The sequence below is a fragment of the Mycolicibacter sinensis genome (genome assembly GCF_001667375.1).
Lineage (GTDB): Bacteria > Actinomycetota > Actinomycetes > Mycobacteriales > Mycobacteriaceae > Mycobacterium > Mycobacterium sinense_A.
In genome coordinates this window covers 23,505-39,091 of sequence record NZ_LZIN01000071.1, presented here as the reverse complement: position 1 = coordinate 39,091, position 15,587 = coordinate 23,505, and the positions used below count along the sequence as shown (strand labels likewise).

Sequence of the window (15,587 nt, the reverse complement as noted above, 5' to 3'; positions counted from 1 at the left end):
GCCCTACGGGTTGACGTTGAACGTCGTCGTGTAGGTCCGCGGATGATAGGGCGGCGGCGGGGCATCGGGCCCCACCGGCCAGCCCTCCGGGGTCGGCCAGGTACTGATCCGCATGGTGACCTGCTCCTGCCCGTTCGGAAGCGTCTCGACGTTGACGATGCTCGGGCCATAGGGAACGGCCGGCTGATTGCCGGGGCTGGAAATCAGCCCGGGGCCGGTGATTTCATGCGACGGCGCCTGCAGCAACCCCTGGGGACTGCCCGCGGTCACGCCTACCACCTGGCCGCCGTCGCTGGCGCTGGTCAGCAGGTATCCGCCCTGCGGGAGCGCCACGATCTGGTTCTCCCGGTTGCCCGCCCCCAGATTGTCGAAGGCGCCGACCTGCTGCAGGCTGTTCATCCAGGCGTTGGGCGGGGCGCCGGGGGCGACGGGGTCGGACTGCCACATCGCGCGCTGACCGTCCTGACCGATGTTGCCAACAATGATCATCCGTCCCGACGCCGCGTCGTAGGCCCCGCTGGCCTGCGAGATGCCCACTTTGGTGTCCGAGCCGAGCGTGGTGCCCATGAGCGGTCCCAAATCCGTTGCGGGGTCGGCCAGATTCTGCACCCGTGACTCCGGGGCGATGTAGTTGTCCGGAGAGGTCCCGGGCCCGTAGGGGCGCACGCTGTAGAAGGCGTACTGCTCGCCGTTCGGGCCGATCGCCGTACCGGTCGGCAGCGCCCGGAACCCCTCGTCGGTGGGGAACGGGTTGTCGATGTCGGGTTGCCCGGGAATGTGTAGCCGCGGGTGCCCCGTTTCCGGGTCGCCGGTGATGACGATGCCGGTGCCCGGGATCGTGGCGCCCAAGTCGTAGGGCGAGCCGTCTTGGGTCTCCGGCACCGGTTCGCTGCCGCGCCCGTCGATGGTGGGGTCGTGCGGTGGTGGGGTATCGGCCGGAATCTCGTTGTCCACCAGCCGGATATGCGGATCCGCGCCGTCGTCACCGCCGAGTTCGTAGCGCTGAGTCAAGGTCCGCACCAGGCCCGCCCGGCGCTCGCTGTCGGCGGCGGCATCGGAGACGATCCGGTGGATCTCGCGGGTCTTGCCGTTCAGAAACCGCTGGAACTGGCGAGACCCGGCGGGGGTGTCCAGGCCCGGCCAGGCGCTTGCGGCCTGCCGGATCTCGGACTCCAGCGCATCGAGGCGCTGGCGCGAACTGGAGTTGTGCTGCACGGCCTCGCGCAGGATCGTTTGCAGCTGCTTATCGGCGGCCACCGACGCCGCCAGCCGGTTGGCGAGCTGTTCTTCTCGCGCCCGTGCCGCATCGGCGAAAGCACCGAGATTCTCGGTCATAGCGCAAAAGGTTAGCCGGGTGGGGCTGGCCTACGTGCTCTTCTTCGCCCGGCGCTTGCCGGAGGGCCGCAGCTTCTCCTCGACGCCGCTCAGCGCCGGCTCGGTGGACTCGTCACCCGCCGACTCGAGGATCTCCTCGGCGGCGGTCTCGGTTTCGTCGGTCTCGGTTTCGTCGGTCTCGTCAGCCTCGTCGGCCGCGGTTTCGTCGGTTTCGTCAGCCTCGGCCGGCTCGGTTTCGTCGGCCTCCTCGTCGGCGTCTTCGTCTTCGTCCTCGGCGGTAACGGTCTTCTTGCCACGCCGGAGCCGTCGCTTCGGCTGCTTCTCCGACTTGGGCTTGATCGGTTTGGGCGGGGGCGGCGGCATCTCGGCGACGAACGACAGGTAGAACGCGCCGATCCCCAGCAGGGCGATCGCGGCGGCCGCGCCGTAAATCCCGAACAACCACATCCCGGCGCTGTCCAGCGACAGCCAGATCTCGCTGATCGCGGCCCCCGCGATCAGCGTCCCGGCCACGATGTGCGCCACGATCGAGCCGGTCAGCAGCGTCAGCGCCAACTGCGGCGTGCCGTACTCCGGCTTGCGGGCGCGCTTCAAGGTGGCCGCCACCGGCAGCGCGGTCACCGCGACCAGCAGCCCGAGGATGATCCGCAGCACAGTGCCCAGCACGTGCGAGGTGAAGTCGGTCAGCTCCCACCACCGGGGCAGGACGAACAAGAAGTACACAATGGCGGCGAGAGTCGAGAGCGACGCGTGCCAAACCGTGGCGACGGTGCGACTCACGCCACCTCCCCTGTTCCTCAGTAGTGAGTCGGGTGCGGAGGATAGGGGATTTGAACCCCTGAGGGCTATTAACCCAACCCGCGTTCCAGGCGAGCGCCATAGGCCACTAGGCGAATCCTCCGTCGGCAATGGTAGCGGAGACTCCCGCCGGGGCCGCGCGCTCCTCGTCCCGACCGCCGCTGCCCGACGGCGGTGGCGCACTGCGCCCGGCTTCGCCGCGCTGGCGACCACCGCTAGACTTTCCGGTGGACCCCGCGCGGCGTCTATCCTGTGAACTCCCCCAGGGCCGGAAGGCAGCAAGGGTCAATGGGCTCTGGCGGGTGCGCGGGGTCCCCTTACGTCTCAGGCCTTCGACGTGAAAGGCGCCCCCGTGTCGTTGCAGAACCTCAACCGTGCCGACTTGGTCGCTCAACATGAGCGTTACCAGCGCGATTACGCCGAACTGCAGGCCAAGAAGCTGACTCTGGACCTGACCCGCGGCAAGCCGGCGCCCGAGCAGCTCGACCTGGCCAACGGCCTGCTGGCGCTGCCCGGGCCCGACGACTACCGCGACGACGACGGCACCGACACCCGCAACTACGGCGGCCTGCACGGCCTGCCTGAGCTGCGGGCCATCTTCGGCGAGCTGCTCGGCATCGCGGTGCCCAACCTGATCGCCGGCAACAACGCCAGCCTGGAGTTCATGCACGACGTCGTCGTCTACTCGATGGTGCACGGCGGCGTCGACTCACCGCGCCCCTGGAGCCAGGAGCCGGTCGTCAAATTCTTGTGCCCGGTGCCCGGCTACGACCGGCACTTCGCGATCACCGAGACCCTGGGCATCGAGATGATCCCGGTCCCGATGCGCGAAGACGGCCCGGACGTCGATCTGATCGAGGAACTCGTCGCCGCCGATCCGGCGATCAAGGGCATGTGGACGGTGCCGGTGTTCGGCAACCCGACCGGTATCACCTATTCCTGGGAGACGGTGCGCCGGCTGGTGCAGATGCAGACCGCCGCACCCGACTTCCGGCTGTTCTGGGATAACGCCTACGCGGTGCACACTCTGACCACCGAGTTCCCACACCAGATCGACGTGCTCGGACTGGCCACCGCCGCGGGCAACCCGAACCGGCCGTACGTGTTCGCCTCCACCTCGAAGATCACCTTCGCCGGCGCCGGCGTCAGCTTCTTCGGCGGCTCGCTGGGCAACATCGCCTGGTATCTGCAGTACGCGGGCAAGCGCTCGATCGGGCCGGACAAGGTCAACCAGCTGCGCCACCTGCGGTTCTTCGGCGACGCCGACGGCGTGCGGCTGCACATGCGCCGCCACCAGGAGATCCTGGCGCCCAAGTTCGAGATGGCCGCCGAGATTCTTCAGAGCCGGCTCGGCGACTCCAAGATCGCGTCGTGGACCAACCCCAGGGGCGGCTACTTCATCAGCCTCGACGTGCTGCCGGGTACCGCGCGGCGCACCGTGGCGCTGGCCAAGGACGCCGGCATCGCCGTCACCGAGGCGGGCGCGTCGTTCCCGTACCGCAAGGACCCCGAGGACAAGAACATCCGGATCGCCCCGTCGTTCCCGTCCACCGACGACCTGCGCGACGCCGTCGACGGCCTGGCCACCTGCGCGCTGCTGGCCGCGGTCGAATCAATGCTGGGCTGAGCCGCGGGGCCGGCCCCTCTTCTCGCCGAACGTGTACTCATTGCGAAAATCCAACGAACCGGATTTTCGCAACCATTACACGTTTGGCGACGGCGCGGGCAGTTGTATGTCCTCGCCGCCGGTGGGGCTGACCTAGATTGGGGAGGTTGCGTCGATGAGCCAACTGCAATTCGAGCCGGGGGCGAAGCAATGGCAATCCTGAACGGTGCCGGGGCCTGCGCACTGGCCATAAGCTTCGTCGTGCTGGGCCAGCCGCCAGCGGCGTATGCAGTGCCGGGTCCGGCGCCCGGCCCCTCTCCGGTGCAGGCCCAGGCCGATGTGTTGCCGCCCAAGATGACCGAGGCACTCGACGTCTACCGGCGCGACGCCGCCGATGCCGCACTGGGCAATCCGGTGATGTACGGCGACGGTCAGTGCTATCCGCTTATCCAGCACTACATCGAGGCGCTGGGCTTCCCCTGGCGCAATACCGACCCCAGCGGCAACGCCTTCGACCTCTACGAACACTTCCCCACCAACGGCCTGGGGCACTACTTCGACCAGATCCCGTTCGACGGCGGAGTGAATCAGCCGCAGGTCGGGGACATCGTGGTCTATGGCCCGGGTGGATTCGTCAGCGAACACGGGCATGCCGCGGTCGTCACCGCCGTCGATCGAACCGGCTTCCCGTTCCGGTACGAGACGGCCGACCAGAACTCCGGCGGCCGGTTGTTCGTGACGTTGAACTGGCGCGACTTCAACCCCGCCTACAACACCCTGGGCTATCTGCGCCCGAAGCTGTAGCGCGCAGTCCGGCGGGCCTGCACCGCCGTCGGCCCGAGCAAGTACCCTGCTGGCGTGGCGCTCTACCGCAAATACCGGCCGGCAACGTTCGCCGAAGTGGTGGGGCAGGAGCACGTCACCGAACCGCTGTGCACCGCGTTGTCGGCGGGCCGGATCAACCACGCCTACCTGTTCTCCGGGCCGCGGGGCTGCGGCAAGACGTCGTCGGCGCGCATCCTGGCCCGCTCGCTGAACTGTGCCGAGGGGCCCACGCCCACGCCGTGCGGGACCTGCGACTCCTGCGTGGCACTGGCGCCCAACGGTGCGGGCAGCATCGACGTCGTCGAACTCGATGCCGCCAGCCACGGCGGTGTCGACGACACCCGGGATCTGCGGGACCGGGCGTTTTACGCGCCGGCCCAGTCGCGGTACCGGATCTTCATCATCGACGAAGCGCACATGGTGACCACCGCGGGATTCAACGCGCTGCTCAAGATCGTCGAGGAGCCGCCCGACCACCTGATCTTCGTGTTCGCCACCACCGAACCCGAGAAGGTGCTGCCGACCATCCGCTCGCGCACCCACCACTACCCGTTCCGGCTGCTGGCGCCGCGGACCATGCGTGAGCTGATCGAGCGGATCTGCGAGCAGGAGCGCGTCGTCGTCGACGACGCGGTGTACCCGCTGGTGATCCGCGCCGGCGGCGGCTCGCCCCGCGACACCCTCTCGGTGCTCGACCAGTTGCTGGCCGGGTCGCAGAAGGACGACTCCGACATCAGCCACGTCCACTACCAGCGGGCGCTGGGCCTGTTGGGCGCCACCGACGTCGCCCTGATCGACGACGCGGTCGACGCACTGGCGGCCGGGGACGCCGCCTCGCTGTTCGGGGCCGTGGAGGCGGTAGTCGATGCCGGCCATGACCCGCGCCGGTTCGCCATCGATCTGCTGGAGCGATTCCGCGACCTGATCGTGCTGCAAGCGGTTCCCGACGCGGTGGCCAAAGGCGTGGTCGACGCCCCCGAAGACATCCTGGAACGGATGCAGGAGCAGGCCGCCCGGCTCGGGTCGGCCACCTTGGCCCGCTACGCCGAGGTGGTGCACGCCGGGCTGGGGGAGATGCGCGGCGCGACGGCCCCGCGGCTGCTGTTGGAGGTGGTCTGCGCCCGGCTGCTGCTGCCGTCGGCCGCCGACACCGAAGCCGCGCTGCTGCAGCGGATCGAGCGCATCGAGAGCCGGCTGGACATGTCGATCCCGGGTGCAGTCGCCCAGCCGAGCGCCGGCTCGTCGCCCTCGGCCAAGCAGTTCACCCGCCGTTCGCAGGCTCCCGAGCCGGCCCCTGCGCCCGCGCCGGCGCCGGCGGCCGACCCCACGCCGGAGCCCGAACCCGCGGCCGCCCCGGAACCCGCGGCCGCCCCGGAACCCGATCCCGCGCCGCCACCCGAACCTGCACCGCCACCGCCACCACCGGCCGCGGTGACCCCGGGAGAACCCGACGCGGCCGCCGTGCGCGCGATGTGGACCACAGTGCGCGACAAGGTTCGTCAGCGCAGCCGCACCACCGAGGTGATGCTGGCCGGCGCCACCGTGCGCGCCGTGGACGGCAACACCCTGGTGCTCACCCACGAGTCGGCTCCACTGGCCAAGCGGCTCTGCGAACAGCGCAACGCCGACGTCATCGTCGAGGCGCTCAAGGACGCCCTCGGGGTGAACTGGCGGGTGCGCTGCGAAGCCGGGGCCGCGCCACCAGAAACCGCGTCGCCCGCCGCGCCCGCACCCGTCACCGCGGAGGCGGAGCGGGCAGCCGACGAAGAGGCCATGCTCGCCGAGGCGGATGCCGAGCGCTCCGACCCGGCGCCGCGCCGTGACCCCGAAGAGGCGGCCCTGGAGCTGCTGCAAAGCGAGCTGGGTGCGCGCCGCATCGGTGGCCATTGATGACGGAGTCCACCGGTTGCGCCGTCATCGGCGGCGGCCCCGCCGGCATGGTGCTCGCGCTGCTGCTGGCCCGCGCCGGCGTCGAGGTGACGTTGCTGGAGAAGCATGGCGACTTCCTGCGCGACTTCCGCGGCGACACAGTGCATCCCACCACGCTGCGGCTGCTTGACGAGCTCGGATTGTGGGAACGCTTTTCCGGCTTGGCCTACAGCGAGATCCACCAGGTTGTCCTCGACGTGGCCGGGCAGGGCGTCACGGTGGTGGACTTCGGGCGGCTACGGCGCCAGCCGCACCCCTATATCGCCATGGTGCCGCAGTGGGATCTGCTCAACCTACTCGCCGAATCCGCCCAGACGGAACCGACTTTCACCCTGCGGATGCAAACCGAGGTCACCGGGCTGCTGCACGAGAACGGTCGGGTGGTCGGCGTGCGCTACCAGGGCCCTGACGGCCCTGGCGAACTGCGTGCCGGGCTGACGGTGGCCTGCGACGGCCGGTGGTCGATCGCCCGGCACGAAGCCGGTTTGACCGCACGCGAATTTCCGGTGAACTTCGACGTGTGGTGGTTCCGGCTGCCGAACGAGGACGCCGCAGAACCCACCTTGATGCCGCGCCTCGGGTCGGGCCGCGGCGCGCTCATGATTCCGCGTCGGGGCTATTTCCAGGTCGCTTACCTGGCACGCAAAGACGAGGCGGCGGCACTGCGGGAGCGCGGTATCGAAGCGTTTCGGCGTGACGTCGTCGAACTCATCCCGGAGGCGGACGTGTCAGCGCTGGCGACGATGGACGACGTCAAACACCTTGACGTGAAGGTGAATCGGCTGCGCAAGCACTGGCATGTCGACGGATTGCTGTGCATCGGCGACGCCGCACACGCCATGTCTCCGGTCGGCGGTGTCGGCATCAACCTGGCGGTGCAGGACGCGGTGGCCGCCGCCACCATCCTGGCCGAGCCGCTGCGGCATGGGCGCGTCACCCAGCGCGATCTGGCTGCCGTGCAACGGCGCCGAGCGCTGCCCACCGTCGTCACCCAGTCGGTTCAGCGGGTGCTGCACCGGGGGCTGAACGTGATCCTGCGCGGCAAAAACCTCAGCCCGCCGGCGGCTTTCGGAACGGTTCTCGCCAGACTTCCCTGGCTCTCGGCCATCCCGGCCTACCTGGTCGGCGTCGGGGTCCGCCCGGAACGGGCGCCGTCGTTCGCGCGGCGCGGCTGACTGCTCAGCCGGCCATGGTCAGGCCGCCGCTGACGCTGAGGACCTGGCCGGTGATGTAGTCGGAGTACTCGGAGGCGAAGAACAGCACCGCGTCGGCGATCTGGTCGGGGGTCGCGAGCCGGCGAAACGGGATGGCCCGAATCAGCCCGTCGCGCACCTTGTCGGGAAGCGATGCGAACAGCGGCGTGTCGGTGGGACCGGGGCACACGCAGTTGACGTTGATCTGGTGGCGCGCCAGTTCCCGGGCCAGCGACTTGGTGAAGGCGATCAGGCCGCCCTTGGTGCCGGCATAGACCGTCTCGCCCAGGCTGCCGACGCGTCCGGCGTCGCTGGCGATGTTGACGACCTTCGCGGTGCGTTCGTGCGCCAGTATCGGCTCCAGAAACGCGTGCGTGAGCCGGACCGGTCCGAGAAAGTTCACCGCGACCAGGGCCTCCCACAACGCGGCGTCATTGGACATGAACGGTTCGACGCGGTCGAAACCGGCGGCGTTGACGATGATGTCCGGCGGCCCGTAGGCGGCCACCGCCTCGTCGCGCAACCCGGCGATCGCCGCCGGATCCGCCAGATCGACGACGTGGGCGCTGGCCGCCGCGCCGATCCGCTGCACGGTCTCGGTCAAGCCCGGCGCGTCCCGGTCGACGGCGACGACGGCCGCCCCGCGGCTGCCGAATCCCGTCGCGATCGCCCGGCCGATCCCTGAGGCCGCGCCGGTCACCACCACGGTCTTGTTCTCGAAACACATGTTGACCTCCTAGGACGCGGGATATCCCCCCACTATCGTCCCTGCGTGACAGAAAACCAACCATATGGTCGAATATTGACTCGGGCGGTCGAATAACCGTAGTTTCGGTTGATGGCCTTCACCGACTATGAGCAGCTGACCCTGAGCCGTCGCGACCACGGCGTCCTCCTCATCACCATCGATCGGCCGGAGAAGTACAACGCCGCCGACGAGGGCATGCACGCCGAGTTGGCCCGGATCTGGCGCGACGTCGCCGCGGACCCGGACGTCCGCGTCGCGGTGATCACCGGTGCGGGCAAGGCCTTCAGCGCCGGCGGCGACCTCGCCATGGTGGAGCGGATGGCCGGTGACTACGACCGCGTCTCGCACATGCTCACCGAGATGAGCGATCTGGTCTACAACATGATCAACTGCGACAAGCCGATCGTGTCGGCCATCAACGGTGTCGCCGTCGGCGCCGGCGCGGTGGTCGCCCTGCTCGCCGACGTGGCGATCGTCGCCGAGGACGCACGCATCGGCGACGGCCACGTCAAGTTGGGGGTGGCCGCCGGTGATCACGCCGCGATCATCTGGCCGTTGCTGGCGGGAATGGCCAAGGCGCGCTACTACCTGCTCACCGGTGAGATGATCACCGGAACCGAAGCCGAACGAATCGGCTTGGCGGCCAAGGCGCTTCCCCGCGAGGACGTGCTGCCCGAGGCTTTGCGTGTTGCCGAGGTGCTGGCAACCGGTGCACAGCAGGCGATCCGGCTCACCAAACGCTCGCTCAACAACTGGCTGCGCAACGCCGGGCCGATCTTCGATCAATCGGCCGCCTACGAGATGCTGACCTTCCTGGGGCCGGACGTCGTCGAGGGCTACACCGCCCTTCGGGAGAAGCGTCCACCCAACTTCGGCCCCACCGTCTAGTCGAACACCCGCAGCGCACGGTCGACGACTGCGGCGCGCATCTTGGCCCGATCATCCGCGCGGGCGCCGGGCCGTAGCCATACCGACGACTGGTTCAATATCCCGTGCAGGCATTGCAAAGCGACATCGATATTGGGACAACTGAATTCACCGGCCGCCACACCTTTCTCGACCACCCGGCGGAACACCGCGTCGTGGCGTCGGCGCATGTCCTTCATGTCGTCGTCGAAAGTGGCGGGCCACCCGCGCGGCCAGGCGAACACCGCGGCCACCTCCGGAGCGGTTTCGGTGAGTATCCGGATCTGTTCGTCGATCAGCGCCGCCAGATGATCACGGGCGCTGACCGTGCCGAGCTGTGCCTCGCGGGCGGTCAATCGGGCCAGCACCTCCTGAGTCGTGGCCTCCAGGGCCGCGGCGACCAGGACGTCCTTGGACGGAAAGTAGTGATACAGCGTGGCCTTGGCGATATCGGTCTGCTCGGCGACGGCATCGAGATTCATTCCCTGATAACCCGATTCGGCCAGGAGCAGCGTCGCGGTCCGGACGATCTCCGCCTTGCGGCGGTCCCGGCGCCGGGCAACACGATCCGAACCGGCGGTCCCGTTCGGGCGCTGGTTCTTGGCACGTTCGGCCATCGGTCCCCTCGGCACTGGACATGGATGTCTAAGCGACACCCCATCCTAGCCAAGTCCGGCTGAGGGTTCGGCTATTCGACCGTTCGGACGAATCTAGGGCCGCCACCACGGGCGCAGCGATAAACGATCGTCGTCGCCATTGCATGCCAGCACGTGATGCAGCTGAATCGCGTTGTGTTCGAAGCCCAGCCGCGAACCGGCCATGTAAAGGCCCCAGACCTTCGCGGTGGCCAGGCCGACCTCGGCGACCGCCTCGTCCCAGTGCGCCACCAGATTGGCGCACCAGTCCCGCAGCGTCAGCTCGTAGTGGTGCCGGATGTTCTCGGTGTGCAACACCTCCATACCCGCGTCCTGGATCTCGCTGATGATCCGGCCCGACCCGGCCAGCTCACCGTCGGGGAACACGTAGCGGTCGATGAAGTCGCCCGCGGTCGGATTGGCGGTGTTGTCGCGCCGGGTGATGCAGTGGTTGAGCAGCAGACCACCGGTGCGCAGCTTGGACCTGAGGAAACCGAAGTACGCCGGGTAATTGGCGACGCCGATGTGCTCGGTCATCCCGATCGAGGAGACCGCGTCGAACTCGGACTCGCCGACGTCGCGGTAGTCGCAGTGGCGTACCTCGGCCAGATCGCTGAGCCCGTCCTCGGCGATCGCGCGCTGCGCCCAGCGGGCCTGCTCGGCCGAGAGCGTCGCACCGATGGCGCGCACGCCGTGGCGCGCGGCGTAGCGCACCATGCCGCCCCAGCCGCACCCCACATCGAGCAGCAGGTCGCCGGGGCTCAGCCGCAGTTTGTCGAAGACCAACCGGTACTTGTTCTCCTGGGCCTGCTCCAGTGTCGCGTCCGGGGTGGGGTAGACCGCGCAGGTGTAGGTCATCGACGGCCCGAGCACCCACTCGTAGAAGGCGTTGGAGACGTCGTAGTGGTGGTGGATGGCGTCGGCGTCCCGGGTTTTGCTGTGCCGCAGGCCTTCTGCCACGCGCCGCCATCGCGGGAGGGCCTCCTGCGGCGGCGGCGCGATCGGCACCAGGTGCTCGATCCCGATCGAGCGGACGATGTTGGCCAGCACCCGCGCCGGGGGTCGCTTGAAGTGCAGTTCGTCGGCCAGCGCCTTGAGCAGGAGGTACGGATCGCCGGGATGCACGCCGTGCGCTTCGAGGTCCCCGGCGACATACGCGCGCGCCATACCCAGATCACCCGGCGCGGTGGCCAGATAGGTGGTGCCGCGCGGGGTGAGCAGGTCCAAGCCCATGGGGGCGTCGTCGGGGCCGGCGCTGCTGCCGTCGTAGGCGGTGAAACGCAACGGCAGGTGACCGTCGGTGGCCAGGGTCTCCAGCACCTCGGCCAGGCTCAGCCGGCCGGTGCGGGTCTGCTCCTTGTACGTGGTCATCGTCGTCGTACCGCCTTGTCGTAGAGGTCCAGCAGCCGCGAGTCGGGGTCGTAGGCCCGTTTGACAGACCGATAGGTTTCACCACCGTAGAGCTCGTCAAACTCCGCGGGGGTGTAGTAGGAGTCGGAGTACAGCGACTTGTGGCCCTCGAGTTCGCTCACCTTCGCCTCGATCAGCCGATTGGTGGCCCCTTCGGTGGCGCCGGCCGGGACCGAGGACCAGAACCCGACGTTGACGTAGGTGCGGTTGGGCCGCATCGGGTACAGCGGCCAGTCCTCGTCGGCGCGCAGCCGCAGCGGGCACAGCCACACCGGCTCGATCGGCACGTGAGCAAAAAACCAGTCCAGGAACTCCCCGCAGCGCTTCAGCGGGACCTCGATGTCCTGCACCACGCGTTCGCGCGGCGGCCGGTCGTGGCGTTTCTCGATCCGATCGGCAATAGCGAACCGCTGGTCGTAGGAGATCAGCTTCCAGTAGAAACTGCTGCGCCGGTAGCGGCGCGGCCACCAGCGCCGCACCGAGGGGTGCTGCGCCCCGAAAGCCCGCGAGCACCAGAACCAGTCGGTGTCCCAGCGCCACAGGTAGTCGTGAATGGTCAGCCGGTCGTCTTTGATCCCCTGCGGGTGCTGGATGGAGCGGTAATAGATCTGCTGGCCGGTGTAGTCGCTGACCGGGCCGGGGGTATCGGTCTCGATTCCGACACACAGGTAGCTCTCGGCGGGGGAGAACACCACCCCGTCGAGGTAGTCCACCGCGACCCCGTCGAAGCCACCGGTGTCGATGATCCGGTCCATGGTGGCGACCAGCTCATCCAGGGAGTCGAACCGGATGTGCCGCAGCGCCACGAACGGTTTGACCGCCTCCAACTCGATCCGCAGCCGTGTCGAATAGCCCAGCGTGCCATAGGAATTCGGAAACGCCCGGAACAGGTCTTCGTGCTGGTCCCGCGACACCGTCAGCAGCTCGCCGGCGCCGGTGAGCACGTCCATCTCCAGCACCGATTCATGCGGCAGCCCGTTGCGGAACGACGTCGACTCGATGCCCAGACCGGACACCGCGCCGCCGACGGTGATCGTCTTGAGCTGCGGAACCACCAGCGGCGCGAACCCGTACGGCAAAGTGGCGGCGACCAGGTCCTCGTAGGTGCACATGCCCGCGACGTCGGCGGTGCGGTTCTGCAGGTCGACGCCGATGACACTCGTCAGACCCGAGGTGTCCAGACCCGGCGCATCGCGTTTGGTGCGCGCCCGGAACAGATTCGAGGTGGGTTTGGCCAGCCGGACCGAGGCCGAGGCGGGAATCGCCCGGTAGCTGTCCAGCAGACGTTGCACCCCGCGCGTGTGGGATATCGGTGCGTCAGGGGGCCGGACGGACATCACCTCCTACGGTAGCGGCGGATCTCCTGCTCTGCAGCCGACTCGCCAGGCCTATTGGGCCGGTTGGGGCACCGCCTGGCTGCTCAGGTAACCCGCGATGCCGCGGGCGACGGCGTCGGCGTAGCGTTGCCGGCCCGCCGGGCTTTCCATCAGGGCCGCGTCGGCCGGGTTCTTCATGTTGCCCAGCTCAACCAGGATCGACGGGTATTCGGCCAGGTTCAGCCCGGCCAGGTCGGCGCGACCCTTCAAGCCGTCGGTGCCGATATAGGTGGCCGGCGGAATGCCCGCGGCCTGCAACTGGCCGCGCATCACCTGGGCGAACCGGACCGCGGGGCCTTCCTGCGCCGGGTTGAGCGGCGGCGCGGAGTAGTTGACGTGGAACCCGCGACCGGCGGACGGTCCGCCGTCGGCGTGGATGGACACGATCGCATTCGGGTGCAGGGAGTTGGCCATGGCGGCGCGCTCGTCGACGCACGGCCCCGGCCCGTTGTCGTCGCCGCGGGACATCGCGGTGCGCACTCCCGCCGCGTTGAGGGCGTGGCGGATTCGCAGCGTGGTGTCCCAGGCGAAGCTGTGCTCGGGGTAGCCGGAGTTGGTGGTGGTGCCGCTGGTCTGGCAGTTCTTGGTGCCGCCCCGGCCGTTGGTCACCTGGCGGCCGATGGCGGCGGGATCGGCGGTGCCGCTGTGCCCGGGGTCGAGGAAGACGATCATGCCGGCGATATTGCCCGGCGCCGCCGAGGACAACGGGGCGTTCGGTATCGCCGCGGCCACCACCAGGCCGGTGGCGATCGCGACGCCGACACGGGAGAGAACTGGTACGCGCACGCCGCCAAGGTAGGCCGGGGCCGACTACGCTGGGTGTTTCACACGCGCCGGGTCTTGGAGCTGATACCAAGCCGCAACCAAGTCGAGACCGCGCACAACAACGCAAGGGGAACGTCATGCAACCAGGAGGCCCGCCCGACATGTCGGCGTTGCTGGCCCAGGCTCAGCAGATGCAGCAGCGACTGCTGCAGGCGCAGCAGGAGCTGGCCGTCACCGAGGTGCACGGCGAAGCCGGCGGCGGCCTGGTCAAGGTCACCTCCAACGGCAGCGGTGAGGTGCTGGCCGTGCAGATCGACCCGAAGGTCGTGGACCCCTCTGACTTGGAAACGCTGCAGGACCTGATCGTCGGCGCGCTCGCCGATGCGTCGAAGAAAGCCCAGACCCTGGCCCAGGAGCGGCTCTCCCCGCTGGCCGGCGGCATGGGCAACGCGCTCGGCATGCCGGGGGCCTAGGTGTTTGAAGGTCCGGTCCAGGACCTCATCGATGAGCTGGGCAAGCTGCCGGGTATCGGCCCCAAGAGTGCCCAGCGGATCGCGTTTCATCTGCTCTCGGTGGAGCCGTCAGAGATCGATCGGCTCACTTCCGTGTTGACGAAGGTGCGCGACGGGGTGCGGTTCTGCGAGGTGTGCGGCAACGTCTCGGACGCGGTGCGCTGCCGGATCTGCGGGGACCCGCGCCGGGATCTCGCCCAGATCTGTGTCGTCGAAGAACCCAAGGACGTCGCCGCCATCGAGCGCACCCGCGAGTTTCACGGCCGCTATCACGTGCTCGGCGGCGCGCTGGATCCTTTGAGCGGGATCGGGCCGGAGCAGCTGCGAGTGCGTGAGTTGCTGAATCGGGTGGGGGAGCGGGTCGACGGGGTCGACGTCAACGAGGTCATCATCGCCACCGACCCCAATACCGAAGGCGAGGCGACCGCCACCTACCTGGTGCGGATGCTGCGCGACATCCCCGGTCTTTCGGTGACGCGGTTGGCGTCCGGGCTGCCGATGGGCGGTGACCTGGAGTTCGCCGACGAGCTGACGCTGGGCCGGGCGTTCACCGGCCGCCGCGCCATGGCCTAGGTTTTTCCCCGCGCGCCTACCCCCTTCCCCCGCGAGCCTGTAGTTACCGTGCTCGCTACTCGCACTTTTTCGCGCTAACGACAGGCTCGCGGGGATGTCGGCCCCTGGTGGCACGCTCCGCGCATGCGCAACGTCTTTATCGGCAGCGAAGCGCTGGCGCAGGGGCTCCTCACCGAATACGAGCTGCGCCGCTGGCATCGGGCAATCTTCCGCGACGTCTACGTCCCAGTTGGCCATCAGCTCACCCTGCGCGATCGGATCGAGGGGGCGTGGCTGCGTTCTGGGCGCAAAGGGGTGATCGCGGGCGTAGCAGCCTCGGCTTTGCATGGCGCCCAGTGGGTCGACCGTGATATCTCGATCGAGATGGTCTGGCCGATTACCCGCCCACCGGAAGGCATTATCGCCCGCGACGAAACCCTCGCCGCAGACGAAATCACCACAGGCGCCGGCATCCCGGTCACCACACCCGCCCGCACCGCCTACGACCTGGGCCGCCACCTGCCCAGAGTCGCCGCGGTACCTCGACTGGACGCGCTGGGCAGGGCCACCCCGTTCAGCGCCGAGGATGTGCTGCTGATCGCCAAGCATCACAAAGGCGCACGCGGTTTACGACGGCTGCGGGTGGCGCTTCCGCTGGTGGACACCGGCGCCGCCTCACCCCGGGAGTCCCGGCTGCGGCTGCGGCTCGTCGACCCCGGCCTGCCCACCCCGACCACCCAGATCCCGGTGATCGAGCGGGGGTATTGGCCGTTCGCCTGGCTGGATATGGGCTGGGAGGAATATCGGGTCTCCGCCGAGTACGACGGGGAACACCACCAGACCGATCGCCCGCAATACGTCAGGGATCACAAGCGTCAGCACCGGATCGAGCGCTTGGGCTGGATCAACATCCGGGTGATCAACGAGGACGACGCCCAAGACGTCGTCGCGCGCGTCACCGAGGCGCTGCGATCCCGCGGCTGGCGACCTTAAAGCT

General features: G+C 68.6%; 15 protein-coding genes, 1 tRNA gene and 1 other RNA gene. 9 read left to right on the top strand and 8 right to left on the bottom strand.

Annotation, left to right across the window (positions count from 1 at the left end):
• Positions 1 to 3: 3 nt before the first annotated feature.
• The 3 genes from A5771_RS13655 to A5771_RS13645 form a co-directional block, all read right to left on the bottom strand.
• Positions 4 to 1,335 carry a DUF4226 domain-containing protein gene (locus A5771_RS13655; protein WP_064855756.1) on the bottom strand — a complete coding sequence of 444 codons (1,332 nt, stop codon included), beginning with the start codon at positions 1,333 to 1,335 and terminating at the stop codon, positions 4 to 6.
• A gap of 30 nt (positions 1,336 to 1,365) precedes the next feature.
• Positions 1,366 to 2,115: a hypothetical protein gene (locus A5771_RS13650; protein WP_064855755.1), complete on the bottom strand. Its 750-nt coding sequence runs from the start codon at positions 2,113 to 2,115 to the stop codon at positions 1,366 to 1,368.
• Between the two features lie 35 nt (positions 2,116 to 2,150).
• Positions 2,151 to 2,236: transfer RNA gene (locus A5771_RS13645), tRNA-Ser, on the bottom strand.
• Between the two features lie 123 nt (positions 2,237 to 2,359).
• Between A5771_RS13645 and ffs the strand changes: the two genes are divergently transcribed.
• The 5 genes from ffs to A5771_RS13620 all read left to right on the top strand — a co-directional run bounded on the left by ffs (position 2,360) and on the right by A5771_RS13620 (position 7,668).
• Positions 2,360 to 2,454, top strand: an RNA gene (gene ffs, locus A5771_RS13640) — signal recognition particle sRNA small type.
• A gap of 31 nt (positions 2,455 to 2,485) precedes the next feature.
• Complete coding sequence (locus A5771_RS13635) at positions 2,486 to 3,760, top strand: aminotransferase class I/II-fold pyridoxal phosphate-dependent enzyme (protein WP_064855754.1); 1,275 nt, start codon at positions 2,486 to 2,488, stop codon at positions 3,758 to 3,760.
• 189 nt (positions 3,761 to 3,949) lie between these two features.
• Entirely contained in the window at positions 3,950 to 4,543 is a 594-nt protein-coding gene (locus A5771_RS13630) for a CHAP domain-containing protein (protein WP_064855753.1), read from the top strand.
• A 54-nt stretch (positions 4,544 to 4,597) separates the two neighbouring features.
• Positions 4,598 to 6,454 carry a DNA polymerase III subunits gamma/tau gene (locus A5771_RS13625; RefSeq protein WP_064855752.1) on the top strand — a complete coding sequence of 619 codons (1,857 nt, stop codon included), beginning with the start codon at positions 4,598 to 4,600 and terminating at the stop codon, positions 6,452 to 6,454.
• The gene (locus A5771_RS13620; protein ID WP_082947221.1) at positions 6,454 to 7,668 is read left to right on the top strand and encodes an FAD-dependent oxidoreductase; all 1,215 of its coding nucleotides are present in this window, start codon (positions 6,454 to 6,456) and stop codon (positions 7,666 to 7,668) included. The genes A5771_RS13625 and A5771_RS13620 overlap by 1 nt, the downstream gene beginning before the upstream one ends.
• 4 nt (positions 7,669 to 7,672) lie before the next feature.
• On the opposite strand, the gene A5771_RS13615 is transcribed toward A5771_RS13620, so the two are convergent.
• A complete protein-coding gene (locus tag A5771_RS13615; RefSeq protein ID WP_064855751.1) occupies positions 7,673 to 8,413 on the bottom strand; it encodes an SDR family NAD(P)-dependent oxidoreductase in 741 nt (246 codons plus the stop codon).
• A gap of 111 nt (positions 8,414 to 8,524) precedes the next feature.
• Between A5771_RS13615 and A5771_RS13610 the strand changes: the two genes are divergently transcribed.
• Positions 8,525 to 9,322, top strand: coding sequence for an enoyl-CoA hydratase/isomerase family protein (locus tag A5771_RS13610; protein ID WP_064855750.1), 798 nt, complete (start codon positions 8,525 to 8,527; stop codon positions 9,320 to 9,322).
• On the opposite strand, the gene A5771_RS13605 is transcribed toward A5771_RS13610, so the two are convergent.
• The 4 genes from A5771_RS13605 to A5771_RS13590 form a co-directional block, all read right to left on the bottom strand.
• On the bottom strand, positions 9,319 to 9,957 hold the full coding sequence (locus A5771_RS13605; protein WP_064855749.1) for a TetR/AcrR family transcriptional regulator: 639 nt from the start codon (positions 9,955 to 9,957) through the stop codon (positions 9,319 to 9,321). The genes A5771_RS13610 and A5771_RS13605 overlap by 4 nt on opposite strands.
• A gap of 93 nt (positions 9,958 to 10,050) precedes the next feature.
• Positions 10,051 to 11,346, bottom strand: coding sequence for a class I SAM-dependent methyltransferase (locus A5771_RS13600; RefSeq protein ID WP_064855748.1), 1,296 nt, complete (start codon positions 11,344 to 11,346; stop codon positions 10,051 to 10,053).
• The gene (locus A5771_RS13595) at positions 11,343 to 12,722 is read right to left on the bottom strand and encodes an FAD-binding oxidoreductase (protein ID WP_064855806.1); all 1,380 of its coding nucleotides are present in this window, start codon (positions 12,720 to 12,722) and stop codon (positions 11,343 to 11,345) included. Before A5771_RS13595 ends, A5771_RS13600 begins: the two co-directional genes overlap by 4 nt.
• A gap of 51 nt (positions 12,723 to 12,773) precedes the next feature.
• Positions 12,774 to 13,547, bottom strand: coding sequence for an Rv3717 family N-acetylmuramoyl-L-alanine amidase (locus tag A5771_RS13590; RefSeq protein ID WP_064855747.1), 774 nt, complete (start codon positions 13,545 to 13,547; stop codon positions 12,774 to 12,776).
• A 116-nt stretch (positions 13,548 to 13,663) separates the two neighbouring features.
• Here A5771_RS13590 and A5771_RS13585 point away from each other — a divergent pair, with 116 nt between their 5' ends.
• The 3 genes from A5771_RS13585 (at position 13,664) to A5771_RS13575 (ending at position 15,583) form a co-directional block, all read left to right on the top strand.
• The gene (locus A5771_RS13585; protein ID WP_082947220.1) at positions 13,664 to 13,999 is read left to right on the top strand and encodes a YbaB/EbfC family nucleoid-associated protein; all 336 of its coding nucleotides are present in this window, start codon (positions 13,664 to 13,666) and stop codon (positions 13,997 to 13,999) included.
• Positions 14,000 to 14,611: a recombination mediator RecR gene (gene recR / locus A5771_RS13580; protein WP_064855745.1), complete on the top strand. Its 612-nt coding sequence runs from the start codon at positions 14,000 to 14,002 to the stop codon at positions 14,609 to 14,611. It begins immediately after the preceding gene.
• 123 nt (positions 14,612 to 14,734) lie between these two features.
• Positions 14,735 to 15,583: a hypothetical protein gene (locus A5771_RS13575; RefSeq protein ID WP_064855744.1), complete on the top strand. Its 849-nt coding sequence runs from the start codon at positions 14,735 to 14,737 to the stop codon at positions 15,581 to 15,583.
• Positions 15,584 to 15,587: the final 4 nt, after the last annotated feature.